This window comes from Bacillus sp. FJAT-52991 (assembly GCF_037201805.1).
GTDB classification, from domain to species: domain Bacteria; phylum Bacillota; class Bacilli; order Bacillales; family Domibacillaceae; genus Bacillus_CE; species Bacillus_CE kandeliae.
The window spans coordinates 2,406,786-2,433,080 of record NZ_CP147404.1 but is presented as its reverse complement, the minus strand read 5'-3'; the positions used below and the strand labels follow the sequence as shown (position 1 = coordinate 2,433,080).

The following is a 26,295-nucleotide window of genomic DNA, read 5'->3' as shown; positions in this document are numbered from 1 at the left end:
GTATTAACTATTCACTATTAAGGAGCAACTATGTTAAAATAGCCCTTATGTGAAAAGGAATCGGGGAGTGGAAAGTGATGAGTAAACGAGATTATTATGAAGTGCTTGGCGTCGAGAAAAGCGCCTCAAAGGAAGAAATCAAAAAAGCATATCGCAAGCTCTCAAAAAAGTATCATCCAGATATTAATAAAGAAGCGGGAGCCGACGAAAAATTTAAAGAAGTAAAAGAAGCCTATGAAATTTTAAGTGATGATCAAAAACGAGCGCAGTATGATCAATTTGGTCATACCGATCCAAATCAAGGGTTTGGTGGAGCAGACTTCGGTGGTTTCGGAGGATTTGAAGATATTTTTAGCACGTTCTTTGGCGGTGGCGGCGGCGGTCGTAGGAGAGATCCGAATGCTCCGCGTCAAGGAGCAGACTTACAATATACGATGACGATCAAATTTGAAGAAGCGGTTTTTGGGAAAGAGACAGATATTGAAATTCCGAAAGAGGAAACTTGTGGAACATGTACAGGTACGGGTGCGAAACCTGGTACAGATCTAGAAACTTGCTCTCATTGTCATGGTTCGGGTCAGTTAAACGTAGAGCAAAATACGCCATTTGGTCGTATCGTTAATCGTCGTGCTTGCCCATATTGTAGTGGTACAGGTAAGATGATTAAGGAAAAATGCTCGACATGCGGCGGCGATGGAACTGTCACGAAAATGAAGAAAATCCATGTGAAAATACCAGCTGGGATTGATGATGGTCAACAACTTCGTGTGTCTGGTCAAGGAGAGCCAGGTGTGAACGGAGGTCCCGCCGGAGATTTATTTATCGTTTTCCGTGTTCTTCCACACGAATTGTTTGAGAGAGATGGCGACGATATTTATTGTGAAATTCCAATCACATTTGTTCAAGCTTCACTTGGTGATGAGATCGAAGTGCCAACCATTCATGGGAAAATTAAGCTGAAGGTACCAGCAGGAACACAAACGGGAACCAAATTCCGTCTGCGTGGCAAAGGTGTGCCGAATGTTCGCGGATATGGTACAGGGGATCAGCATATTAGGGTGAAAGTAGTCACCCCGACGAAATTAAATGAAAAACAGAAAAACTTGCTGCGAGAATTTGCGGAAGTAAGCGGTGAAATGCTAGATGAGCAACAAGCGGGCTTTTTTGATAAAGTAAAACGCGCTCTAAAGCGTGACTAATAAAGAATGGAGCTGGCAACAGATGAAGTGGTCGGAGATTAGCATTCAAACAACAAACGAAGCAGTAGAGCCTATTTCTAATATTTTGCATGAAGCGGGTGCGAGCGGAGTTGTCATTGAAGATCCTTTTGAATTAAAGAGAGAGCGTGAGGATCAATTTGGTGAAATTTATCAGCTAAATCCCGATGACTATCCTGAAGAAGGTGTAATCGTTAAAGCGTATTTACCTGTGAACAGTTTTCTGGCTGAAACCGCAGAAGGGATTGCTCAATCGATTAAGAGCCTTGTCGAATATAATATTGACATCGGTCAAAACGTGATGACGTTGATTGAAGTCAATGAAGAAGATTGGGCGACCGCATGGAAGCAATATTATAACCCGGTGAAAATTTCTGAAAAATTTACGATTGTTCCGACTTGGGAAGAGTATAAACCTGTAAGTACCGATGAGTTAATCATTGAATTGGACCCAGGAATGGCTTTCGGGACAGGTACGCATCCGACAACGGTCATGTGTTTGCAAGCGTTAGAACGATATGTCAAATTAGGCGACCATGTCGTCGATGTCGGCACAGGTTCAGGGGTGTTAAGTATTGGTGCGGCACTACTTGGTGCAAACAAAGTAACAGCCTTAGACTTAGATGAAGTCGCTGTTGAGTCCGCAAAAGAGAATGTCCATCTGAATCGTGTCGAAAAAACAGTTAATGTGTCGAAGAACAATTTGTTAGATGGCATTGACGAACAGGTCGATGTAGTGGTAGCCAATATTTTAGCTGAGGTTATTATGTCATTTACAGATGAAGTGGCTCAAGTAGTGAAGCCAGGCGGTTACTTTATTTCCTCAGGGATTATTAGTCAAAAGCGTGATGAAGTGAAAGAGGCCGTCATTGCTGCTGGTTTTGATATTGAAGAAACGGTTTTAATGGAAGATTGGGTAGCTATTATTGCCAAGAAAAAATAATCAATTTGAAGCTGTCTCAGAAGTTGGTGAGACAGCTTTAAAGAAAATGAAATAGACGGGGTGACAATCGTGCAGCGCTACTTTGTAAATGAACAGTTAGAGGATGGCAAGTCAATAAAAATCGAGGGAGAGGATTTTCATCATTTGTCAAGAGTGATGAGGATGGAAGTAGGCGATCATGTATATGCTGTATTTCCTAATGGAGAGACAGCAGAGGTAGAAATTGAGCACCTTTCTAATGATTATGCACTTGCCTTTCTCGTGGAATGGATTCATGATAAGAAAGAGCTGCCGGTTGATATCGCCATTGCGAGCGGTCTGCCGAAAGGGGATAAATTCGAACTCGTCATTCAAAAGGGAACAGAACTGGGAGCTAGCTTGTTTGTCCCTTTTCATGCGGATCGCTCCATCGTGAAATGGGATGAGAAAAAGGGTGAGAAAAAGACGGAACGTTGGTCTAAAATAGCTAAAGAAGCCGCTGAACAATCTCATCGTAACCGCGTGCCCAAAGTGATAAAGCCGGTGAGTTTAGATCAATTGATTGAAATCGGACAAGATTATCCGTTTAAATTATATGCTTATGAAGAAGAAGCGAAGCAAGGAGAGAAGCAGGCGTTTCACCAAGTGCTAGCAGATATGCAGCCTGGTGATCGATTGTTAATTGTTTTTGGACCTGAAGGTGGAATTTCAGATAAGGAAGCGGAAAAATTACGGAGTCATGGTTATACTCCATGCGGGCTAGGCCCAAGAATTTTACGAACAGAGACCGCTCCGCTGTACGCTTTATCTGCAATTTCCTACCATTTTGAACTAATGAGGTGATGATAATGCCAACAGTGGCATTCCAAACACTTGGATGTAAAGTAAACCATTATGAAACAGAAGCGATCTGGCAGCTTTTTAAAAGCCAGAATTACGAGAGAGTCGATTTTGAAGCAACGGCAGATGTATATGTCATCAATACATGTACAGTGACGAATACGGGAGACAAGAAAAGTCGCCAAGTCATTCGTCGAGCAGTTCGGAAAAATCCGGATGCGGTTATTTGTGTCACTGGTTGTTATGCACAAACATCGCCAGCTGAAATTATGGCCATTCCAGGGGTCGATGTCGTTGTCGGAACGCAAGACCGAACGAAAATGCTTGAATATATTGAGCAGTTTAAAAAAGAGCGTCAGCCGATTAATGGCGTTGGAAACATTATGAAAAACCGCGTGTACGAAGAGTTAGACGTACCTGCTTTCACTGATCGCACACGAGCTTCTTTAAAAATTCAAGAGGGCTGCAATAATTTCTGTACCTTCTGTATTATTCCATGGGCACGTGGCTTAATGCGTTCTCGTGATCCGCAAGAAGTACTTCGTCAGGCACAACAGCTTGTTGATGCTGGATATAAAGAAATCGTGTTAACAGGTATTCATACAGGCGGATACGGTTCTGATATGAAGGATTATAATTTAGCGATGCTTCTTGCTGATTTGGAAAAAGTAAAAGGCTTAAAACGCATTCGCATTTCTTCCATTGAAGCAAGTCAGTTGACGGATGAAGTAATCGATGTCATCGATCGTTCGAACATCGTGGTGAGACATTTGCATGTACCTCTACAATCTGGTTCGAATACCGTTTTAAAAAGAATGCGTCGTAAATACACAATGGAGCATTTCGCCGATCGTTTAAACCGCTTGAAACAAGCATTACCAGGATTAGCTGTTACTTCAGATGTTATTGTTGGCTTCCCTGGTGAAACAGAAGAAGAGTTTATGGAAACGTATAATTTTATTAAAGAGCATAAGTTTTCCGAACTTCATGTCTTCCCATATTCAAAACGAACAGGTACACCAGCTGCTAGAATGGACGATCAAGTAGATGAAGAAGTGAAAAATGAACGTGTTCATCGGTTAATTGCTCTTTCAGATCAATTAGCGAAGGAATATGCTTCTCGTTTTGAAGGAGAAGTGCTTGAAGTGATCCCAGAGGAGCCTTTTAAAGAAGGGGAAAAAGAAGGTTTGTATGTTGGTTATACAGACAATTATTTAAAAGTAGTTTTTGAAGCAACTGAAGAAATGGTTGGTCAAATCGTGAAAGTGAAAGTCACGAAAGCGGGCTATCCGTACAATGAAGGTCAATTTGTCCGAGTGTTAGAAGAAGAATTAAATGTAGTGAATTAATTTACCGCCTTTTGTGCAATAACTAACTGCATGAAAGGCTTTTATTTTTTTTAGGCCATGCTAACGTTTTCTGTTTGCTCTATTCAAGTGAGTCAAAAACAATTGAAATCAATATCATGCATTCTCGCAATTTTATCGAGGCAATGGTAAGATGGAGATGTACGGACAACTTATCTGAAGGAGGATAATCGTTCATGACGAAACCATTTGAAAAAGTAGCAAAAATGATTGACCATACATTATTAAAAGCGGATGCAACAAAAGAAGAGGTAGGTAAAATTTGTGAAGAAGCAAAGGCTTATGAATTTGCTTCCGTGTGTATTAATCCAGTATGGGTACCTTATGCGAGTGAACAGTTAAAAGGAACACCAGTCAAAGTATGCACAGTGATTGGCTTTCCATTAGGAGCTATGACATCCGACGTGAAGGCGTTTGAGACGAAGAACGCGATTGAAAACGGTGCCGAAGAAGTAGATATGGTCATCAATATTGGCGCCTTAAAAGCTGGAGATTATGAAGCGGTATTGAAAGATATTCAAGCGGTTACATCTGCCGCTAAAGGCAAAGCATTAACGAAGGTGATCATTGAAACTTGTCTGTTAACAGATGAGGAAAAGAAAAAAGCTTGTGAACTTGCTGTTGAAGCAGGGGCAGACTATGTGAAAACATCTACAGGCTTTTCAACGGGCGGTGCGACGGTTGAAGATATCGCGCTGATGCGAAAAACTGTTGGCCCTGATATCGGTGTGAAAGCATCTGGTGGAGTTCGTAGTAGAGAAGATGCTGAAAATATGATTAAAGTCGGTGCAACAAGAATTGGGGCAAGTTCTGGTGTGAAGATTGTTCAAGGGCTTCAATCGGACTCTGATTATTAATTAGCCGATGTTTTGTAAAGAAAATTTCTTGACCGTTATAATTGCTTGTATTATAATTGTTTAGTACATGGAATTTCCATAAAGGAACATGTAATCGTAAGTGTTCGGAGGGAGGGAAAGAGAAATGTCAAGAACAGTTGTTCGTAAAAACGAATCGCTTGAAGAAGCTCTACGTCGTTTCAAACGTTCTGTTTCCAAAACTGGAACTTTACAAGAATTTAGAAAACGTGAATTTTACGAAAAGCCAAGCGTGAAGCGTAAAAAGAAATCTGAAGCGGCTAGAAAACGTAAGTGGTAAAGAGAGAGAGGGTGTAAGAATGAGTCTTCTCGAGCGTTTAAACAATGATATGAAGCAAGCGATGAAAAACAAAGAAAAAGATAAGTTGACTGTCATTCGTATGCTTAAAGCTGCGTTGCAAAACGAAGGCATTAAAGCAGGTAAAGAGTTGACAGAAGATGATGAATTGACCGTACTTTCTCGCGAAGTGAAACAACGCAAAGACTCCCTCCACGAGTTTGAGAAAGCAGGACGTGAAGATCTGGTTTCAAAAATTCAAACTGAACTAACTTACGTGAACATATACATGCCGAAGCAACTTTCAGAAGAAGAATTAGAAGCGATCGTTCAGGAAACGATTGCTGAAGTTAATGCTTCCTCTAAAGCTGATATGGGTAAAGTAATGAGTGCGCTCATGCCGAAAGTAAAAGGTAAAGCAGACGGCGGAATAGTGAATAAGCTAGTTCAGGCAAATTTATCATAAAAAAGAGATGGCGATAGCTGCCATCTCTTTTTTATATTTGACAACATTTGCTTGTCGTGTCTAAGCAGTCGGCTCCGCTTTTCGTTTTTCATGAATCTTTTTTGTTTGGTTATTCGTATAGTAGGAAAGGGAGGTGAGGAACAGGTGGTGAGTTTGTTTAAAAATTATGGGCTTTTTTGGATTGGCTTGGTATTATTGGTTGCGGGGGTGTGCTTTCCAGTTGTTTCACAGGCGGAGAGTAAGCCTGTATATGTGATTCCAGTACATCATGAGGTCGAGAAAGGCTTATATGGATTTATGAAGCGTGGGATAGAGGAGGCAAAGGAACAGGGTGCTCAGTTAATTGTGCTTGACATTCACACTCCTGGTGGACTAGTCAACGCAGCGGGAGATATTGGGAAATTGCTGGATGAAACTGATATTCGTACAGTTGCCTTTATCAATAATCAAGCATTGTCAGCGGGAGCGTATATTGCTCTTCATGCCGATGCGATCTATATGGTGCCTAATGCACAAATTGGAGCAGCGGCCATTATTGATCAGCAAGGAAATATGGCTGATAAAAAAGCACAAAGCTACTGGCGTTCAGCGATGAAAAGCGCAGCTGAACAACATGGACTTGATCCTAAGTATGCCATGGCTATGGCCGATCCTAATATCGATTTACCACAATACGATGCTCCTAAAGGTGAGTTGTTGACTTTCACCTCTAAGCAAGCACTGGAAACCGGTTATTCAAAAGCTACTGTTGATCAGTTAGAAGATGTATTGAAAAAAGAAAAGGTTGAGCATGCCCCGATTAAACAGGTGGAAGAGAGCTGGGCGGATAAAATAGCTCGATTTGTCACTAACCCTATTGTCATACCTATTCTGTTGTCACTTGCTAGCCTTGGTCTCATTTTAGAGCTGTATTCTCCTGGTTTTGGTGTTCCGGGCTTGGTTGGCATATCCTCTTTATTGTTATTTTTCTACGGTCATCTTGTTGCTGGTTTAGCAGGATATGAATCGATATTACTGTTTGTCATCGGTGCTATATTAATTGTAGCCGAGTTGTTCCTACCGGGTGGGGTTGCTGGCCTTCTTGGGATCACGTCAGTCACTGGTAGTATTTTACTTGCTGGTGATAATGTCAAATGGATGGGCATTTCATTATTAATTGCCATGGCTGTTGCCATCATCAGCATGATTTTAATGGTAAAGGTGTTTGGTAAAAAGATGAAATTTTTCAAGAAAATGATCTTAACGGATTCGACCAGTACAGAAAGCGGTTACGTATCTAATGCCAATCGTTTGGAGTTGATCGGAAAAATAGGGATCACGAGAACTCCTTTTCGGCCAGCGGGTACGGTTATGATTGATGGAGAGCGGATTGATGCTGTCACTGAAGGTGGCTTTATTAATGCCGAAAAATCAGTAAAAGTGATTAAGGTAGAAGGTTCACGAATTGTTGTAAGAGAATTAGAAGAATAAAGGAGGAAATCAGATGGATGCTAGTTTGATTTTAGTTATCACAGCGATTGTTATCGGTATTATTTTATTAGCAATTTTATTGACGTTTGTGCCAATTATGCTCTGGATTTCCGCATTAGCTGCTGGAGTGAAAGTGAGTATTTTAACTTTAGTAGGAATGAGGCTACGCCGAGTCATTCCAAGTCGAGTGATCAATCCATTAATTAAAGCATCAAAAGCTGGAATTGATGTATCAACGAATCAATTGGAAAGCCATTATTTGGCCGGAGGAAACGTTGACCGCGTGGTAAATGCGTTAATTGCGGCACATCGTGCGAATATTGAACTAACGTTTGAACGTTGTGCGGCGATCGATCTTGCCGGTCGTGATGTGCTTGAAGCTGTACAAATGAGTGTTAATCCGAAGGTCATTGAAACACCGTTTATTGCTGGTGTGGCAATGGATGGAATTGAAGTGAAAGCGAAAGCTCGAATTACCGTACGCGCCAATATTGATCGTCTTGTTGGAGGTGCTGGTGAAGAAACCGTTGTTGCTCGTGTAGGTGAAGGAATTGTCTCCACGATTGGTTCTAGTGATAATCATAAAAAAGTGCTTGAAAACCCTGATATGATTTCGCAAACGGTTCTTTCTAAAGGGTTAGATGCCGGAACAGCCTTTGAAATTTTATCGATTGATATTGCGGATGTAGATATCGGTAAAAATATTGGAGCTGAATTGCAAACAGAGCAAGCGGAAGCGGATAAAAATATTGCTCAGGCGAAGGCAGAAGAGCGTCGAGCAATGGCGGTTGCTACTGAGCAAGAAATGAAAGCACGCGTACAAGAAATGCATGCGAAAGTTGTAGAAGCGGAAGCGGATGTACCTTTAGCAATGGCTGAGGCGTTACGCAGTGGAAATATTGGTGTGATGGATTATATGAACTATAAGAACATTGATGCAGACACAGATATGCGTGGTTCGATTGGCAAAATGGCTGGTGGAAAAAAGGATAGAAAAGACGAGGGGAAATAACTCCTCTGCCTTGCTTTGAAGGGAGGTCTTTGCGATTGAATCGATTATCGTAGCGATTGTGATCGGGATCATTGTTAACATTTTTAAACGATTTAGTGACAATGAAAAAGACAAAAAATCACCGGGACCAGTGGCTCAGCTACCTAAAACAAAAAAGAAAGCGAAAAAGAAAAAAACAGTAAACAAGTTAAAGCCAGCTATGGAGGAAGTAAAGGTAGAGATAGATCCACATCCTAGGCAACTAGAACAAAGAATCGGAAGTGTAAGACAAGAGCGATTGAAAGTGAAAGAAGAGAAGCGCTCCTCGTATGAAATAGAAGAGGAGGATGTATTAAAAGGCATTATTTTTTCACAAGTACTTGGTCCTCCAAAGGCACGCCGCAGGAAATAAACTGACATGAACCCTCTTTTCTTTTCATACATTTGAAAGGAAAGGAGGGTTCTTTTTTATGGCGAAAAAATGGGGCCAACAAATGAAAAATTGGCTGGCGAATTCAATGAACTTACCCGAAGATGTCATGATGGACCTTCCGCGGATCACAATCATCGGTCAGCTCCATATTTATATTGAAAATCATAGAGGTCTTCTTGCTTTTTCAGATAAGGAAGTTCGATTATTGCTAACAAAAGGTCAGTTATTAATTCAAGGGCATTCTTTTACGATCAAAACGATATTACCAGAGGAGATATTACTTGAAGGGAAAATCGTCAAGCTTATGTATTTAGAAGGATAGGGGGGAGAAGGGTTGAACAATCAGTGGCTTGTTTTCTTTAGAGGAGTTGTCCATGTCAAGATTATAGGGCCGGGGGCTGAACGATTTCTAAATCAGCTGATTCGTTCCCGTATCCCTCTTTGGCAAGTGAAACGGCAAGAAATGGGGACTATTACATTTTCACTTTCTCTTCATCACGTTCAGGATTTAAGAAAGTGTGCTCGTGACTTTGAAGGAAAGGTGTTTTTTTTAAAAGGAGAAGGTTTGCCCTTTTTGTTGAAAAGAATGCTCAAAAGCTCTGGTTTTATCATTGGGATGGTAGCGTTTTTGGTTTTAGTCTTACTGTTATCAAATGTCGTCTGGAGGATTGATATTAACGGAGCTAGTCCAGAGATGGAGCATAAAATTCGTAAAGAGCTAGACCGGATAGGGATTGAGAAAGGGCGATTAATCTTTTCATTAGATGACCCGGAAATGGTGCAAAAAAAGCTATTTCATGAGGTAGATGGATTAACTTGGATTGGAGTAGAATTAAGGGGAAGCACCTATCACTTCCAGGTGGTTGAAAAAAATGCTCCGAAAGAAAAACAAACAAATGATTCGCAGCACCTGGTGGCAAAAAAAGATGCCGTCATTGTCAATATGTTTGTAGAGAAAGGACAAGCTGTTGTAAAAAGAAATCAATTTGTTCGAAAAGGTCAGCTGTTGGTTTCTGGGTATATAGGGGATGAGAAGAAGTCCAAAAAAGTATCCGCGGCCGGAAAAGTATATGGAGAAACATGGTATAAAACGGTGGTAGAGCTCCCGTTAACGACCGACTTCAATACGTTAACAGGCCTAAATGTGAGAAAGCATTATATAAAAGTAGATCGTTTTAAGCTGAAAGTATGGGGGTTTAAAGAGCCTGCTTTTGCGAATGCTCAACTAGAGGACAAGGAGTACCCCATCTCTTTTTTAGGGATGAAGTTGCCTATTAATTACATCGAGAAAAGCTATTATGAAAGCGAGCAAGTCCAGCGATCATATACAGAAAATGAAGCGAAGACACAAGCTCTTCAAGCGGCTAGAAAAGATTTACAAGCTCAATTATCTGAAAAAGCAAAAATTAGCGGGGAAAAGATTTTACACAATCAGATCAAGAATGGTAAAGTTAAATTAATTGTTCACTTCCAAGTACTAGAAGATATAGCAGTAGGTCAATCAATTACTCAAGGAGACATAGAGAATGCCAGAAGAAAAAAACATAATGAACCTCCAGCTCGATAACCCGAATGAGGCCCAAGCTTTATTGGGAGTATCAGATAAAAATTTAACGATATTAGAAGAAGAGTTTAACGTTTCGATCATTACAAGAGGAGAAACGATCCATATTGCCGGACTGGAAGACGCAACAGCGTTAGTGAAAGAAATTATTTACCGTTTGTTGGTGGTCATTCGAAAAGGGATTCAAATTAGTGAGCGTGATATCATCAATGCAGTGCAAATGGCAAAGCGCGGGACGATCGAATATCTTGAAGAATTGTATGAACAAGAAATCACGAAAAATGCGCAAGGTAAACCCATCCGCATTAAAACGCTAGGACAGCAGCAATATATAAGTGCGATTCGCCATAAAGATCTTGTATTTGGCATAGGTCCTGCAGGCACAGGTAAAACGTATTTAGCCGTGGTAATGGCTGTTCATGCACTCAAAAAAGGACAGGTAAAACGAATTGTTTTAACGCGTCCAGCGGTGGAAGCAGGGGAGAGTCTTGGTTTTCTTCCTGGTGATTTAAAAGAAAAAGTGGATCCTTATTTACGCCCGCTTTATGATGCTCTAAATGATGTGCTGGGAACCGAACATACTCAGCGACTGATTGAACGAGGGACGATCGAGATCGCTCCGCTTGCTTATATGAGGGGGCGGACACTTGATGATGCGTTCGTCATTTTAGATGAAGCGCAAAACACTACAAAAGCACAAATGAAAATGTTTTTAACTCGTCTTGGCTTTGGTTCGAAAATGGTGATCACAGGTGACAGAACGCAAATTGACTTGCCTAAAGGAGCGCAGTCAGGACTTGTCTCTGCAGAGCATATATTAAAGAATGTAACGTCCACTTCGTTTATTTATTTAGAGCAAAGTGATGTCGTTCGTCACCCGCTTGTTGCTAAAATTATTCAAGCATATGAAGAAGCTAAAGAATAAAAGGCGGCCAATGAGTCGTCTTTTTTCGTTCAGGATGAAGCAGAATAGTTAACATGCTCATCAAGGCGGTACATGAATTTTTTTGAGAAAGCTGTTATCATTTTACATATACGATAAAAGTGAAACTGAGTGTTAGCGGGAGGACAGGATGGATATACAATCTATGATTTGTCGGATTCGTAGCTATGTGAGTGATCGAGTGCTTACACTGATTGTGTTTTTTTTATTGGCGATATTAATGTTTGTGCTGCTTTATACTCATGTGAAACCTGAAACGTATCAAATTGAACTCTTCTCGGTTTCAGATAGGACGATTCGATCGCAAGTCACAATAGTAGATGAACAGAAAACAGAAGAAGAGAAAAAACGAGCGGCCACTGAAGTAGAAGAGGCCTACGTGTATAAAAGTGATATCGTCAATAATCGGTTGTTACTAGTTGACTCGTTATTTGATTTTGTTCTTGAGGCGAAAACGAAATATCCTGAGGATCAGACAGAGCAGTTGTTATTTTTAAAGAAGAGATTTACAAATGAAGCAGAAGATGCGACGAAAGTTATTGGAGACGAGGAATTATCTTCTTTGCTTGAAGCCAAACCGAAAGAACTCGAACTATTGAAAAAAAAGACAGCGGGCCTTGTAGAATCCTCTTTGGAAAATAGAATTCGTGCAGAAGAAGTAGCTACCGCGAAAGCAGAGATTGTTAATCAAGTTCGAACGTCTTCGATTCCAGATGAATATCAAGATGCAGCGGCTGCCATTGCTAGCTACGCCATCGTACCAACAGTCGTGTATGATAAGGAATTAACGCAGAAAAGAAGAAAAGAGGCGATGGAGAATGTAGAGCCTGTCCGCATTCTTCAAGGGCAAGTAATTGTGCAAGAAGGTCATTTAATTGATCGAGAAACATATCGTCAGCTAGAGCTGCTAGGCTTGTTAAAAAACGATCCATCTTATAAACCGGTGATCGGATTATTAATTTTTATTGCGGTTGTTTTGTTTTTGCTTTACTATTATTTTCATTATTCACCTATGGAAGAAGAAAAGAAAACATCAGCAGTACTGCTTTCCAGCGCAGTCTTTCTTTTTTCTTTACTTCTTATGAAGCTTGCCGATCTATTAGATTTTAGTGATTTTTATGAGCTCACGTATGCTTATCCAGCCGCGTTAGCCGCGATGCTGTTAACCGTTCTTGTCAATGAGCGGATCGCTATCATGGTAACTATTGTTTTATCTGCTTGTGGAAGTATGGTATTCAATGAGCAGCTCAATGGAACGCTGAATGTTGAGATGGGGCTATACATTCTGTTTAGTGGATTAGCTGGGGTATTATTCTTAATGGGAAGTAAAAACATTAATTTATTGCGTGCTGGGATGCTTGTTTCTCTAGTTAATGTATTTGTTATTTTGTTTCTGAAGTTACTTGTGAGTGGCCAGTACACCCAAACCGAATTTTTGTATTTTACTTTATTCTCATTTTTGTCTGGTTTGTTATCAGCCGTTTTGACGATGGGGATGTTGCCGTTTATCGAAGCCGCATTTGGTATGTTGTCAAAGATGAAACTGATTGAATTATCAAGTCCCAATCAGCCGCTTTTAAAAAAATTATTAACCGAAACCCCTGGTACTTATCATCATAGTGTCATGGTGGCTAATCTATCAGAGGCGGCTTGTGAAGCCATTGGAGCTAATGGGTTATTAGCACGAGTAGGATGTTATTATCATGATATTGGAAAAACAAAGCATCCGCAGTTTTTTATTGAAAATCAAGGCAGTTTAGGAAATCCTCACGATCAGCTTCCGCCTGAAGTGAGCAAAGATATCATTATTTCCCATGTGACTGATGGGGTGAAGATGTTAAAAGAACATAAACTTCCGCAAGAAATCATCGACGTAGCGGAGCAGCATCATGGAACAACGCTTGTTAAATATTTTTATTTTCAAGCAAAGAAAATCAATCCTGATATAGAAGAAAGTGATTTTCGTTACGTGGGGCCCAAGCCTCAAACAAAAGAGTTAGCAGTCATCAATATAGCAGATAGTGTCGAGGCGGCTGTTCGATCGATGGACCATCCGACGACTGAACAAATTGAAACGCTTGTAGAACAAATCGTTTCCGATCGGCTATGTGATGGTCAATTCAGTGAATGTGATATTTCGTTAAAAGAATTACAAATTGTAAAGAAAACATTATGTGAATCATTAAGTGGAATATTTCATTCTCGAATTAAGTATCCGGGAGTAGAAGAAGTGGCTCCTGCTAAGCAAAGTTGAATATTGGAGGGCATAAGATGGGTTTAGTGATCGATATTATCGATGAGACAGAAGAACTAGGAGAACAAACGTGTCAACTTATAACAGACGTATTAAACTTCACCGCCAAAAAAGAAGGTGTAAATGCAGGAAGTGAAGTGTCTATCACGCTTACTGACAATGAAAGAATTCAGGAAATTAACCGAGACTATCGAAATAAAGATCAGCCGACAGATGTTATTTCTTTTGCGCTAGAAGAAATGGGAGAGGAAGAGGTAACTATCACTGGAGCGGAGGATCTTCCGCGGGTTCTTGGTGACATTATCATTTCCATTCCTCGAGCGAAGGAACAAGCGGAGGAATATGGTCATAGTTTTGAACGAGAATTAGGTTTTCTTGTCGTTCACGGTTTACTGCATTTACTTGGATATGATCATATGACAGAAGAGGAAGAGAAAGTGATGTTTGCGAAGCAGAAGGAGATTCTTGATGAATACGGTCTCGAAAGATAAGCGAACATTTCATTGGAAACGATTGACGGCCTCTCATCAGTTTGCACTACAGGGCATTCGATTAGCAATGGACGAACCGAATTTTCGCTTTCATATGGCGGCAGCTGTTATTGCCATATTGATGGGCATGTGGCTGTCGCTTACGAAAATGGAGTGGGTTCTTGTTTTGTTTTTAGTTTTTGGGATGTTTATTTTAGAAATAATTAATACGGCTATTGAAAAAACAGTCGATTTAGTGACAGAAGAGTATCATCCTTTAGCGAAACAGGCAAAGGATTTAGCGGCAGGAGCCGTTTTGCTATATGCGTTTCTTTCTGTTATTGTAGGTTTGATTATATTTATACCCAAGTTAATGGAATTATTTTTAAAAATTTAGATTTTTCAGATTTTTAACCAAGAAGGGATTACAAATGAGTGAATTTGTATTAAAATAGAAAGCAAAGGAGCATGAAGATGGATATTGATCAATTAATTCAAGAAGCTAAAGCTGCAAGAGAACGTGCCTATGTTCCTTATTCTCATTTTAAAGTAGGAGCGGCGCTTTTGACCAAGGATGGAAAGGTCTTTCAAGGGTGCAATATTGAAAATGCTGCCTACAGTATGTGCAATTGTGCTGAACGGACCGCTTTATTTAAAGCGTGGTCGGAAGGAGCAACTAAGTATGCGGCCTTAGCGGTCGTAGCGGATACGAAGCGTCCCGTGCCTCCATGTGGGGCATGCCGGCAAGTCATTTCCGAGCTTTGTCCACCTGACATGAAAGTTATTTTAACGAACCTTCAAGGAGATATAGAAGAACATACAGTTGAACAATTACTACCAGGAGCATTTTCACCGGAGGACTTACATGAATAATCAAACGAATACAAGATACAAATCAGGCTTTATTTCGATCATTGGCCGCCCGAATGTCGGCAAATCCACGTTTTTAAATCGAGTGATCGGACAAAAGATTGCGATTATGAGCGACAAGCCGCAAACAACCAGAAATAAAGTGCAAGGTGTCTATACAAAAGAAGAGGCACAAATGATCTTTATTGACACACCAGGTATTCATAAGCCAAAGCATAAGCTTGGGGACTTTATGATGAAAGTGGCTGTCAACACATTAAAGGAAGTAGACCTTGTACTGTTTATGATTAATGCGGAGGAAGGCTATGGGCGCGGAGATGAATTCATTATCGACAAGCTGCAAGGCATCCAAACTCCCGTGTTTCTTGTCCTCAATAAAATCGATCAAATTCATCCAGATCAGTTAATGGAACTGATCGAACAGTATAAAGATTTATATCCATTTAAAGAAATTGTTCCGATCTCTGCTCTTGAAGGCAATAATGTGGAACGATTGCTGGCACAAATCGAGGAGATTTTACCAGAAGGTCCTCAATATTATCCAGCTGATCAAGTGACCGATCATCCGGAACGATTTATTGTGTCTGAGCTTATTCGTGAAAAAGTTCTTCATTTGACAAGGGAAGAGGTGCCTCATTCAATTGCCGTTGTGATTGATAAGATGGAGCGCAGGGAAGATAAAGATATTATTAATGTGATGGCCACGATCGTTGTGGAACGGGATTCACAAAAAGGGATCGTCATTGGTAAACGTGGAAGTTTATTGAAAGAAGTAGGAAAGCGTTCACGAATCGATATTGAAAATCTGCTTGGTTCCCAAGTGTTTTTAGAGCTATGGGTGAAGGTGCAAAAGGATTGGCGTAATAAACAATCTAATCTTCGTGACTTCGGATTTCGTGAAGATGAGTATTAATGAGAACACTAGAAATTTTTGCTCCTCATAATCAATAAGGAATCGGTGAAACTAAAACAAGAAGCCACAAGTGAATGCCAGTTTCAATTTTAAGAAAGGCGGGAAAAATATGTTGGATTTTACCTGGAAAGTCTTTTCGGAGACGGGAAGTGTAGAAGCATACCTTTTGTATAAGGAAATTAAAAATGACAACGAAGGATCCCCGTTTGAACAAGAGCACAGGCTGGCGGAATTAGATTTCCCGATTACTGGGATTACCAATTGAGGAGGATGGAAGGATGGCCTTCTCATGCTTCAAAAAGTTGAAGGAATCATTATTCGAACAATAAATTATGGTGAAACGAATAAAATTGTGACGGTATTTACAAGAGAGAATGGCAAGCTTGCTTTCATGGCTAGAGGGGCTAGAAAACCAAATAGTCGACTTTCTGCCATTACCCAGCCATTAACACATGGACAGTTTCTTGTACAGCGAGGCAGTGGTCTCGGAACATTACAGCAAGGGGAGATTCTCACCTCGATGCGGCATGTTCGCGAAGATTTAATGATTACTGCCTACGCGGCTTATATGGTAGAATTATTAGATAAAAGTACGGATGACCAACAGGTGAATCCGTACTTATATGAGTTTCTTAAGCAGTCGCTTTATTATTTAAATGAAGGCTATGACGCGGAAATTTTGACGAACATTTTTGAAATGAAAATGTTGCAAGTCATTGGTTTACGTCCCGAACTGTCAAGCTGTGTCCAATGTCAAAGTTATGAAGGTCGCTTTTCCTTTTCCGTTCGTGAAAACGGTTTGCTTTGTCATCGTTGCTTTGACATCGATCCTCATCGGTTGCCGCTTTCTCAGCCAGCGATCAGGCTGTTACGATTATTTTATTATATCGACTTAGAGCGTCTTGGGGCGATCAATGTGAAGCCGGAGACGAAAAAAGAGCTGCGAGCAGCAATTTCACTTTATTATGATGAATATTCTGGTTTATTTTTAAAATCGCGAAGATTCATTGATCAACTAGAAAAGATGGAAGCGATCTTTACGGAGCGTAAGCAAGAGGATTGACAAATTCTCGATTTTCGATTAAATTTTATATACTTAATCGATAGTAAATAGCTGCAGTGAAGGAATAGAGTATTTGACTTCCTCTACTTTAAGCGAACCCGGGATAGTGCGAGCCGGGGAGAGAGCGTCAAAGAAAGGCAGTCTGGAGCAGCCAGTGGAAAAGAGGCCGAGGGATTTTCCTTGGCAAGTAGGGTGGAACCGCGGGTAACTCTCGTCCCTATGTACAATTTTGTGCATAGGGACGAGAGTTTTTTATTTATGACTTTGTTAAACCATGATGTTGATTTCAAGTGTTTTTATTTCATTCAAATGAGTCAAAAATCAACACTATATTCTAACAGAGCTTTATTTATAACATAAGGAGAAAGAGAGGCTAAACAATGAATATTCAAAATATGATTTTAACATTGCAAAAACATTGGTCTGACCATGGCTGTATTTTAATGCAAGCCTATGATGTAGAAAAAGGAGCAGGGACAATGAGCCCTTATACGTTTTTACGGGCGATTGGTCCGGAACCGTGGAATGTAGCGTATGTCGAGCCTAGCCGTCGTCCGGCTGATGGACGTTATGGAGAAAACCCAAACCGTTTATACCAGCATCATCAATTCCAAGTGATTATGAAGCCATCTCCAGATAATATTCAAGAAATGTATTTGGACTCATTAAAAGCTCTTGGGATCGACCCATTAGAGCATGATATTCGCTTCGTAGAAGATAACTGGGAAAATCCTTCCCTTGGCTGTGCAGGGCTTGGTTGGGAAGTTTGGCTTGATGGTATGGAAATTACTCAGTTTACTTATTTCCAACAAGTTGGTGGTTTAGAATGTAAGCCAGTTTCGGTAGAAATTACATATGGAATTGAGCGTCTTGCGTCGTATATTCAAGAAAAAGAAAATGTGTTTGATCTTGAGTGGACGGATGGATTTACCGTAAGAGATATTTTTTATCAACCGGAGTTTGAGCATTCTAAATATACGTTTGAGACAAGTGATGCGGACATGTTATTTAATCTATTTACGATTTATGAAAAGGAAGCAAAGCGCCAAATGGATGAGGGACTTGTTCATCCGGCCTATGATTATGTATTGAAATGCTCTCACGTTTTTAATGTGCTTGATGCGAAGGGGGCCATTTCGGTTACAGAAAGAACGGCGTATTTAGGTCGTATGCGCAGTTTAGCGAGACAAATTGCAAAAACGTTTTATGAAGAGCGTGAAAAATTAGGATTCCCAATTTTAAAGGGGAAAGGGGAGCCAGAACATGAATAAAAGAGATTTGCTACTAGAGATTGGTTTAGAAGAAATGCCTGCTCGCTTTGTCACTGAATCGATGAATCAACTAGGTCAAAAAGTAGAAGCATTTCTAACAGAACAAAAAATTGCGCACGGAGACATTCAAGTATTTTCTACTCCTCGTCGCCTAGCTGTGATTGTCAAAGATGTGGCGGAAGCCCAACCAGATATGGAAGAAGAAGCAAAAGGACCAGCGAAGAAAATTGCTCTTTCAGAAGACGGAGAGTGGTCAAAAGCAGCGATCGGCTTTACTCGTGGTCAAGGAATGACGGTAGATGATATTTATTTTAAAGAAATCAAAGGGATTGAGTATGCTCATGTCAATAAGTTTGTTAAAGGTCAGCCAGCGAAAGAATTGTTACCTGAGCTTCGCGAAGTGATCACAAGCTTACACTTTGGCAAAAATATGCGTTGGGCTGATAATGATTTGCGTTATATTCGTCCGATTAAGTGGATCATTGCTCTATTTGGGCAAGATGTGATTCCTTTTAGTATCACCAATGTTTCAACGAACAATCAAACAAATGGTCATCGTTTCCTTGGGGAACAAGTAGAAATTACAGATGCTTCTACTTACGTACAACGTCTAGAGGAGCAACACGTCATCGCCGAGCCAGAAAAAAGAAAAGCGATGATTCGTGAGCAATTAATAACTATTGAGAAAGACCAATCATGGGTCATTCCTGTTGATGAAGCGTTGCTTGAAGAAGTGAATAACTTAGTTGAGTTTCCAACGGCGCTTTATGGTTCATTTAATCAAGAATTTCTTGAGCTACCAGAAGAAGTGTTGATTACTTCAATGAAAGAGCATCAACGCTATTTCCCAGTGAAAGATCAAGATGGGACGCTTCTTCCATACTTTGTTACGGTGCGCAATGGAGACAGTCGTGCTTTAGACAAAGTGGCTCACGGAAATGAAAAAGTTCTTCGTGCTCGCCTAGCAGATGCAGACTTCTTCTATAAAGAGGATCAAAAAACAACGATTGATACATTTTTAAACAAACTAACAACGATTGTTTATCATGAGAAAATCGGAACCTTGGCAGAAAAGGTAGCACGCATTCGTAAAGCAGCGGTGACATTAGCTGAATTAACAGGTGCCGAGAGTGAAACAAAGAGCAAAGCGGATCGTGCTGCACAGATTTGTAAGTTTGACTTAGTGACGCAAATGGTGTATGAATTCCCAGAACTTCAAGGAATCATGGGAGAAAAATACGCTTTGCAAAAAGGTGAAGATCAAGAAGTAGCTCGAGCGATCAACGAACATTACCAACCGCGCCATGCTGAAGATGACACACCTGCTACACTAACAGGGGCATTGGTGAGTTTAGCGGATAAGTTGGATACGATCGTTTCTTGTTTTGCTGTTGGTATCATTCCGACAGGCTCTCAAGATCCTTACGCATTAAGAAGGCAAGCAGCGGGCATCGTCCATATTTTAGCTGATAAAAAATGGAATGTTTCTCTTGAAGAAGTGTTAGAAGCTGTCATAGCCATCGTGAAAGAGGATCAGATCGGTGATAAAGAGGCACATACTTTGTTGGAAGAACTAATGGTCTTCTTTAAGATGCGGGTTAAATATAATCTGCAAGAACAAGAGGTGCGTTATGACATCATTGACGCTGTTCTCGAGGGTCGCATTGGTGTGTTACCAGTACTATTTGAAAAGGCGGCCGTTCTGATGGCTCATAAAGAGGATGCCGACTTTAAAGAGGCGATGGAAGCACTTAGTCGCGTGTTAAATATAGCGAAAAAAGCAGAGGGTACAGGTGATGTGGATCCAGGCTTGTTCATAAACGATGAAGAGCAGGCATTGTATGAAGCGGTTACTCGTGTACAAGAGGCATTTGAAACAACTGAACTAGCAGAAGAAAAGTATCAATTACTTATTGGTCTTCAACCAGTAATTGAAAGCTATTTTGAACACACAATGGTTATGGCACAAGAGGCTAATATAAAGACGAACCGATTATATCAAATGAAAACACTTGCTCATTTAATCACGGAATTTGCCGATTTTAATGCGATTTTAGTCAAGTGAGTAACGATGCAATTTGCGTACAGATTCGCTCTCTTGATAATCGGTTATTCAATGACACACCTCATGAATGACGACTAAAAGGGCCGTCTAAAACAAAAATAAGAACAAACTATGCTGTTCATTTTTGTTAAATAGTATATAATATTTCTTATATGGTATAACACTTTTAGTTCATTTAAGCATCAATATTTGGTTGTTCGAACAATATTGGTCTCCTTTGCAGTGCGGAGTATCAGTTCTTGTAGCCAGATATTTGATGCCTTTAATGCGTGTTAGGTGGTGAGGACATTGGAACTAAATAAGCGACAAGATCAAATATTGCAAATTGTGAAAGAGAATGGCCCTATTACTGGTGAAAATATTGCCGAACGCTTAAATTTAACGAGAGCAACTTTACGGCCTGACTTAGCGATATTAACGATGGCTGGTTTTTTAGATGCGAGACCAAGAGTTGGCTATTTTTATACGGGGAAAACCGGCACACAGCTGCTTACGGAAAACTTAATGAAAATTTATGTGCGAGACTATCAAGCCATCCCAGTTGTGGTCAGAGAAAATCTGTCTGTGTATGATGCAGTCGTCACTATGTTTTTAGAAGATGTTGGTACGTTGTTTGTTGTAGATGAACATTCTTGTCTGGCGGGTGTGCTATCAAGAAAGGATTTATTGCGAGCAAGTATTGGGAAACAGGAGTTAAGTGCGATTCCAGTGAATATTATTATGACTAGAATGCCTAATATTACGGTTTGTGAGAAAGATGATTTACTGCTTGATGTGGCAAAGAATCTGATCGATAAACAAATAGATTCCGTTCCTGTTGTCAAAAAGACAGACTTAGGTTATGAAGTAACTGGACGAATCACAAAAACAAACATCGCCAAAGCCTTCGTATCACTCGCTGATGACGATTGAGTGCTGAAATAAAAGGAGGTTACTGATTGTTGGTAAATGACCCAATTATTTATATTGTTTCCGATTCGGTAGGAGAAACGGCTGAACTAGTAACAAAAGCCGCGGTCAGCCAATTTAATGGATCCCATGCGGTAATTAAGCGATTCCCTTATGTGGAAGACCTTTTTCATATTGATGAAGTCATTGATCTTGCCAAAAGCGAGCGTGGCATCATTGTTTACACTTTAGTGAAGCCGGAAATTAGAAAATATATGCACCAACGAGCGGTTGAAGAAAATATTGTCATTTTTGATTTGATCGGACCGTTAATGGATCAATTGCAATCGATGTATGGTAAGGAGCCACTTCTTGAACCGGGGCTTGTTCGCAAGTTGGATGAGGAATACTTTAAGAAAGTAGAAGCGATTGAATTTGCGGTCAAGTACGATGATGGTCGAGATCCTAGAGGGCTACTTAAAGCGGATATTGTGTTAATTGGTGTTTCTAGAACCTCTAAAACACCTTTATCTCAGTATCTGGCACATAAGCGATTGAAAGTGGCGAATGTACCACTTGTACCTGAAGTGGACCCTCCGGAGGAATTATTTTCTATCCCTCTAGAAAAATGTTACGGTTTAAAAATAAGTCCAGAAAAGCTTAACCAAATTCGACGGGAGCGATTACGTTCTCTAGGATTAAATGACCAGGCTAGTTATGCGGATGTTGAGCGGATTAAAACGGAAATGGCTTACTTTGAAAAGGTCACGAGCAAAATTGGCTGCGAAATCATTGATGTTACCAATAAAGCAGTAGAAGAAACAGCGAATATTATTATGAGTAAATTTAGAAATAGAAAATAGAGGGTGTCCTAAAAACATGGCTTCTTTAGCGCCATTTATAGTGTAAACATACTATATTTTGTCGTTGAAATAGAAGTTGTGTGATGAGGGGGACAGCCTCTTTCACTTTCTTTTGAAAGTTGTAAAAAAATAATAGTCTTTTTACAGAAGATATACTATAATAAAAAATTGTGATAAAAATGTATTTAAAACAGGTTTAGAGGTCTGAATAAAGGAATAAACTATTTATGTGCTTTAGCCATCCTCCATCGAAAGCTTGGAGTGGGGAGTGTTCGTAAATTTTTTATGTTATTTCGTATATAAGAAGGATTCTAAACAAGCTTGTAGAATAATAAAGCATAGGAAAGAAAGAAAAAAATGAAAGTATTTGTCGATAACCATCTCATCTGTTCGAACAATGCGTGTTTATCGATCAATCGTATAGCTGGTGATGTGTAAGTGGCAGGGAAGATTCCTGAAGAAACGATTCAACAGATTAAGCAATCGCTTGATATTGCTGAGGTCATAGGCGATTATGTTCAGTTGAAGAAGCAAGGTCGAAATTACTTTGGGCTATGTCCTTTTCATGGAGAGAACTCTCCTTCATTTTCCGTCTCACCCGATAAACAGATCTACCATTGTTTTGGATGCGGAGCTGGGGGGAACATTTTTACCTTTATTACGGAAATGGAGAATGTTTCTTTTCAAGAAGCCGTCAGTAAGCTTGCTGACCGTGCAGGAGTTTCTGTTGATATTCAAATTCCTGGTGAACGTCCTGATCGAGCTGTTTCAAAAGAAGAGGATCGGATGCTTGAAGCTCATGAGCTTCTGACTAAATTTTACCACCATTTGTTGGTAAATACAAAGGAAGGCCAGGAAGCGTTACAGTATTTGCAAGAACGCGGCTTTACTAAAAATGAAGTAGAGACCTTTCAAATTGGTTGGTCACTCCCACAATGGAATTTCACGACTACTTTTTTGCAAAAACGAGGTTTTTCAGTCGAGGAATTAGAACGGGCAGGACTGATCATCCAAAAAGAAGAAGATTCTTACTTTGATCGGTTTCGAGGAAGGATTATGTTTCCGCTTCATGATGACAAAGGAAAGGTTGTCGCCTTTTCAGGTCGAGCCTTACATGAGGAAAAACCAAAGTATTTAAACAGTCCGGAAACCGCTATTTTCAATAAAAGTCGCTTGTTATACAATTTTCACCGAGCAAGGTCAGCCATTCGCAAGCAGCATGGTGCCATACTATTTGAAGGATTTGCTGATGTGATTGCGGCAGCATCAGCAGGGATAGAAGCTGGTATTGCCACGATGGGTACGTCATTAACAGATGCTCATATCCAACAGATTAAGCGGATAACTGATCAAGTAATCATTTGTTATGACGGGGATTCAGCGGGTATTCAAGCGGCCTATCGTGCTTCAGAGATGCTAAGCGAAAGTGGCTGTCATGTGAAAGTGGCGATGATTCCTGACAAGATGGATCCTGATGACTATATTAAGAAACATGGAGCTGAGAAGTTTCGTGATAATATAATAGGGACTGCCTTGACGCTGATGGCGTTTAAAATGGAATATTTTAAGCAAGGAAAAAACCTTCAAGATGAAGGACAAAAGCTTGCTTATATCGAAGAAGTGTTAAAAGAAATTGCGAAATTGCAAAAGGCGGTTGAGCGCGATTATTATTTACGCCAAATAGCCGACCAGTTTTCTCTTTCGCTGGATGCATTAAAACAGCAAGAGAAGCAGGTGTTTTTTAAAGAGAGGAAAAAACAGCCGGTCAATCGAGAGTCATTGACGTTGCCTGCCGCGATACCTCAGACGACCCAAAAGCTCTATCCAGCTTATCAAACAGCTGAACGAAGGCTCATCGCTCATATGTTGAAAGATGTAGATACTGCCTATAAAGTGAAGGAGCTAATGGGGAGTGAAGCATTTAACATTGATGAACATCAAGCTATTTTCACGTATTTACTCGGCTTTTACGAAGAGGAGAATGAACCGGATTCAAGTATCTTTATCAACTTTCTTCCAGACGCCAACTTGCGCCGACTCGTTTCCGATATTGAAATGATGATGGTTAGTGAGTATGTAAATGACGAGGAAGTGCATGATTATATAAAAGAAATATTTAAGTACCGCAAAAAGTTAGTTATTAAGACAAAGAAACAACAGCAAATAGCAGCGGAAAAAGCAAAGGATTATCAAACGGCCGCTCAACTTGCGATGGAAATAGTAAAGCTTAAAAAAGAGTTGAAAGTGTAAGTAGTATGAGGTAAGGATGTTGGAAGGAGGGGGACAAATGGCTGAAAAGTCAACACGTTCCAAAGAAACTGAAGTCACATTAGAAAGAGCAAAAGAGCAAATTATAGAAATAGGGAAAAAGCGCGGGAAGCTATCCTATGACTATGTAGCTGATAAATTATCACCATTTGAAGTAGAATCCGATCAAATGGATGAATTCTATGAGCACCTTGGAGAGCAAGGGATCGATATCACCAATGATGAAGATGAAGAGGAAGATCCAAACATTCATGAACTTGAAAAAGAAAGTGAAGAGTTTGATTTAAATGACTTAAGTGTTCCTCCTGGTGTGAAGATCAATGATCCAGTGCGTATGTATTTAAAAGAAATTGGTCGTGTCGACCTTCTTTCAGCAGATGAAGAGATTCAACTCGCTACTCGCATTGAAGAAGGAGACGAAGAGGCGAAGCGCCGCCTTGCTGAAGCCAATTTACGACTAGTTGTTAGTATTGCTAAACGCTATGTCGGACGTGGGATGCTCTTCCTTGACTTAATTCAAGAAGGAAATATGGGTCTCATTAAAGCGGTTGAGAAATTTGACTATCGTAAAGGTTTTAAATTTAGTACGTATGCGACATGGTGGATTCGTCAAGCGATTACTCGTGCCATTGCTGACCAAGCAAGAACGATTCGAATTCCTGTTCATATGGTCGAAACGATCAATAAGCTGATTCGTGTTCAAAGACAACTGCTTCAGGATTTAGGTCGTGAACCATCTCCGGAAGAAATTGCCGAAGAAATGGATTTAACACCTGAAAAAGTAAGAGAAATCCTTAAAATAGCACAAGAGCCAGTCTCCCTTGAAACACCAATTGGTGAAGAAGATGATTCTCACTTAGGTGATTTTATTGAAGACCAAGAGGCTACTTCGCCATCTGAACATGCTGCTTATGAACTATTGAAAGAGCAGCTAGAAGATGTATTAGACACATTAACTGATCGCGAAGAAAATGTGCTTCGTCTTCGTTTTGGCTTAGACGATGGCCGTACACGCACACTTGAAGAAGTAGGAAAAGTTTTCGGTGTTACCCGTGAACGTATTCGTCAAATTGAAGCGAAAGCACTTCGTAAGCTTCGCCATCCAAGCAGAAGTAAACGCCTAAAGGATTTTCTTGAATAATAGGTTAAAAAACTGATCTACAAGTGCCTAGCCTCTCCAAACATATAGTATTTTTCAAATGATAAATACTATTGGAGGTGCTTGGCACTTTATTTTTTGAGATGGTGTATTTGTGACAAACTACGTATCGATCAGGATGTGACAATAGTTGGATGATAAACAAAAGATTATTATGAAAGAAATATTATTCTGGAAAGAAAATCACATGCTTCCTGAACAATATTGTGATTACTTGCTTTCCTTATACAGTCAAGGGGAAGAATGGGATGACTCTTCTGTTCAAACAAAGCAAAGCCAAAGCTTCCCGCTACAAAGTATATTAGTGTCCTTATCCATTTTAATGATTTCGCTATTTGTCCTATATTTTACTGAAATGTCTTTCTCTTTGCAAACAGCGATTTTGGTATTTTTTGTCGTAATGCTCTTAGGCTTAGGTTTTTATTTTTCTAAAAAAGGTTTACTATTTCCGATATTTTATATTGTTGCTGCCATTTTATTGCTTGTATATTCAGTAGAACTTCATGAAATAATGAAAGGGAAGAGGTTCTTTTCTCTTAACTTTCTTCTTTTTGTCAACTGTTTATTATGGTGGGTGGCAGGAAGAAAACTACAATTAATTTATTTTACCATCTCCGCTTGGTTAGGTTTTGGTGTGTTAATTATTTTTATATTTATATAATATAAAAACATATAAAAATTTAGCTAAAACGTAATGTTCTTAATTATTTTAATTATCAAAGAACAATTTGTGTCTAAATTACAACAAAAGTGAAAAAACTTGGTGATAAGGGCTTTTCGTCTTTCTGTTTTTAAAGTAAAATAAGAGGTGTTTGTACTTTCTATTTGTTATACGTATACATAAGG

General features: G+C 39.9%; 27 protein-coding genes. All 27 read left to right on the top strand.

Annotated features, from left to right (window positions below):
* Nucleotides 1-77: 77 nt before the first annotated feature.
* The 27 genes from dnaJ to WDJ61_RS12430 all read left to right on the top strand — a co-directional run bounded on the left by dnaJ (nt 78) and on the right by WDJ61_RS12430 (nt 26,110).
* Nucleotides 78-1,199, top strand: coding sequence for a molecular chaperone DnaJ (gene dnaJ / locus WDJ61_RS12560; RefSeq protein WP_338750218.1), 1,122 nt, complete (start codon nt 78-80; stop codon nt 1,197-1,199).
* Between the two features lie 22 nt (nt 1,200-1,221).
* A complete protein-coding gene (gene prmA, locus WDJ61_RS12555; protein ID WP_338750216.1) occupies nt 1,222-2,160 on the top strand; it encodes a 50S ribosomal protein L11 methyltransferase in 939 nt (312 codons plus the stop codon).
* A gap of 69 nt (nt 2,161-2,229) precedes the next feature.
* Nucleotides 2,230-2,982 (top strand): 16S rRNA (uracil(1498)-N(3))-methyltransferase, encoded by a 753-nt coding sequence (locus WDJ61_RS12550; RefSeq protein WP_338750214.1) that lies wholly within the window; start codon nt 2,230-2,232, stop codon nt 2,980-2,982.
* A gap of 5 nt (nt 2,983-2,987) precedes the next feature.
* Nucleotides 2,988-4,328 (top strand): tRNA (N(6)-L-threonylcarbamoyladenosine(37)-C(2))-methylthiotransferase MtaB, encoded by a 1,341-nt coding sequence (gene mtaB, locus WDJ61_RS12545; RefSeq protein ID WP_338750212.1) that lies wholly within the window; start codon nt 2,988-2,990, stop codon nt 4,326-4,328.
* Nucleotides 4,329-4,522: 194 nt separating this feature from the next.
* Nucleotides 4,523-5,203, top strand: a complete 681-nt coding sequence (gene deoC / locus WDJ61_RS12540) for a deoxyribose-phosphate aldolase (protein WP_338750210.1) — start codon at nt 4,523-4,525, stop codon at nt 5,201-5,203.
* A gap of 124 nt (nt 5,204-5,327) precedes the next feature.
* Nucleotides 5,328-5,501: a 30S ribosomal protein S21 gene (gene rpsU / locus WDJ61_RS12535; protein WP_094836917.1), complete on the top strand. Its 174-nt coding sequence runs from the start codon at nt 5,328-5,330 to the stop codon at nt 5,499-5,501.
* Nucleotides 5,502-5,520: 19 nt separating this feature from the next.
* Nucleotides 5,521-5,964: a GatB/YqeY domain-containing protein gene (locus tag WDJ61_RS12530; protein ID WP_338750201.1), complete on the top strand. Its 444-nt coding sequence runs from the start codon at nt 5,521-5,523 to the stop codon at nt 5,962-5,964.
* Between the two features lie 147 nt (nt 5,965-6,111).
* The gene (locus WDJ61_RS12525; RefSeq protein WP_338750199.1) at nt 6,112-7,434 is read left to right on the top strand and encodes a nodulation protein NfeD; all 1,323 of its coding nucleotides are present in this window, start codon (nt 6,112-6,114) and stop codon (nt 7,432-7,434) included.
* A gap of 13 nt (nt 7,435-7,447) precedes the next feature.
* The gene (gene floA, locus WDJ61_RS12520) at nt 7,448-8,446 is read left to right on the top strand and encodes a flotillin-like protein FloA (protein WP_338750197.1); all 999 of its coding nucleotides are present in this window, start codon (nt 7,448-7,450) and stop codon (nt 8,444-8,446) included.
* 58 nt (nt 8,447-8,504) lie between these two features.
* On the top strand, nt 8,505-8,837 hold the full coding sequence (locus WDJ61_RS12515; RefSeq protein ID WP_338750195.1) for a hypothetical protein: 333 nt from the start codon (nt 8,505-8,507) through the stop codon (nt 8,835-8,837).
* A 58-nt stretch (nt 8,838-8,895) separates the two neighbouring features.
* Nucleotides 8,896-9,180, top strand: a complete 285-nt coding sequence (gene yqfC, locus WDJ61_RS12510; RefSeq protein ID WP_338750192.1) for a sporulation protein YqfC — start codon at nt 8,896-8,898, stop codon at nt 9,178-9,180.
* A gap of 12 nt (nt 9,181-9,192) precedes the next feature.
* Nucleotides 9,193-10,425 carry a sporulation protein YqfD gene (gene yqfD / locus WDJ61_RS12505; protein ID WP_338750190.1) on the top strand — a complete coding sequence of 411 codons (1,233 nt, stop codon included), beginning with the start codon at nt 9,193-9,195 and terminating at the stop codon, nt 10,423-10,425.
* Nucleotides 10,385-11,347 carry a PhoH family protein gene (locus WDJ61_RS12500; protein WP_338750188.1) on the top strand — a complete coding sequence of 321 codons (963 nt, stop codon included), beginning with the start codon at nt 10,385-10,387 and terminating at the stop codon, nt 11,345-11,347. Before yqfD ends, WDJ61_RS12500 begins: the two co-directional genes overlap by 41 nt.
* Nucleotides 11,348-11,495: 148 nt before the next feature.
* Nucleotides 11,496-13,619 (top strand): HD family phosphohydrolase, encoded by a 2,124-nt coding sequence (locus WDJ61_RS12495; RefSeq protein WP_338750186.1) that lies wholly within the window; start codon nt 11,496-11,498, stop codon nt 13,617-13,619.
* A gap of 17 nt (nt 13,620-13,636) precedes the next feature.
* On the top strand, nt 13,637-14,110 hold the full coding sequence (gene ybeY, locus WDJ61_RS12490) for an rRNA maturation RNase YbeY (RefSeq protein WP_338750184.1): 474 nt from the start codon (nt 13,637-13,639) through the stop codon (nt 14,108-14,110).
* Nucleotides 14,088-14,486, top strand: coding sequence for a diacylglycerol kinase family protein (locus WDJ61_RS12485; RefSeq protein WP_338750182.1), 399 nt, complete (start codon nt 14,088-14,090; stop codon nt 14,484-14,486). Before ybeY ends, WDJ61_RS12485 begins: the two co-directional genes overlap by 23 nt.
* A 77-nt stretch (nt 14,487-14,563) precedes the next feature.
* Nucleotides 14,564-14,962 carry a cytidine deaminase gene (locus WDJ61_RS12480; protein ID WP_338750180.1) on the top strand — a complete coding sequence of 133 codons (399 nt, stop codon included), beginning with the start codon at nt 14,564-14,566 and terminating at the stop codon, nt 14,960-14,962.
* Nucleotides 14,955-15,872, top strand: coding sequence for a GTPase Era (gene era, locus WDJ61_RS12475; RefSeq protein ID WP_338750179.1), 918 nt, complete (start codon nt 14,955-14,957; stop codon nt 15,870-15,872). The genes WDJ61_RS12480 and era overlap by 8 nt, the downstream gene beginning before the upstream one ends.
* A 109-nt stretch (nt 15,873-15,981) precedes the next feature.
* Nucleotides 15,982-16,137, top strand: a complete 156-nt coding sequence (locus WDJ61_RS12470) for a YqzL family protein (protein WP_338750177.1) — start codon at nt 15,982-15,984, stop codon at nt 16,135-16,137.
* Nucleotides 16,138-16,161: 24 nt separating this feature from the next.
* On the top strand, nt 16,162-16,935 hold the full coding sequence (gene recO, locus WDJ61_RS12465) for a DNA repair protein RecO (protein WP_338750175.1): 774 nt from the start codon (nt 16,162-16,164) through the stop codon (nt 16,933-16,935).
* 380 nt (nt 16,936-17,315) lie between these two features.
* The gene (glyQ, locus tag WDJ61_RS12460) at nt 17,316-18,206 is read left to right on the top strand and encodes a glycine--tRNA ligase subunit alpha (RefSeq protein ID WP_338750173.1); all 891 of its coding nucleotides are present in this window, start codon (nt 17,316-17,318) and stop codon (nt 18,204-18,206) included.
* Entirely contained in the window at nt 18,199-20,271 is a 2,073-nt protein-coding gene (glyS, locus tag WDJ61_RS12455; protein WP_338750171.1) for a glycine--tRNA ligase subunit beta, read from the top strand. The genes glyQ and glyS overlap by 8 nt, the downstream gene beginning before the upstream one ends.
* A gap of 279 nt (nt 20,272-20,550) precedes the next feature.
* Complete coding sequence (locus WDJ61_RS12450) at nt 20,551-21,183, top strand: helix-turn-helix transcriptional regulator (protein WP_413789100.1); 633 nt, start codon at nt 20,551-20,553, stop codon at nt 21,181-21,183.
* A gap of 29 nt (nt 21,184-21,212) precedes the next feature.
* Nucleotides 21,213-22,022 carry a pyruvate, water dikinase regulatory protein gene (locus tag WDJ61_RS12445; protein ID WP_338754795.1) on the top strand — a complete coding sequence of 270 codons (810 nt, stop codon included), beginning with the start codon at nt 21,213-21,215 and terminating at the stop codon, nt 22,020-22,022.
* Nucleotides 22,023-22,460: 438 nt separating this feature from the next.
* A complete protein-coding gene (gene dnaG, locus WDJ61_RS12440; protein ID WP_338750167.1) occupies nt 22,461-24,272 on the top strand; it encodes a DNA primase in 1,812 nt (603 codons plus the stop codon).
* A gap of 37 nt (nt 24,273-24,309) precedes the next feature.
* Entirely contained in the window at nt 24,310-25,431 is a 1,122-nt protein-coding gene (rpoD, locus tag WDJ61_RS12435) for an RNA polymerase sigma factor RpoD (protein ID WP_094835746.1), read from the top strand.
* 148 nt (nt 25,432-25,579) lie between these two features.
* Nucleotides 25,580-26,110, top strand: coding sequence for a hypothetical protein (locus WDJ61_RS12430; RefSeq protein ID WP_338750158.1), 531 nt, complete (start codon nt 25,580-25,582; stop codon nt 26,108-26,110).
* Nucleotides 26,111-26,295: the final 185 nt, after the last annotated feature.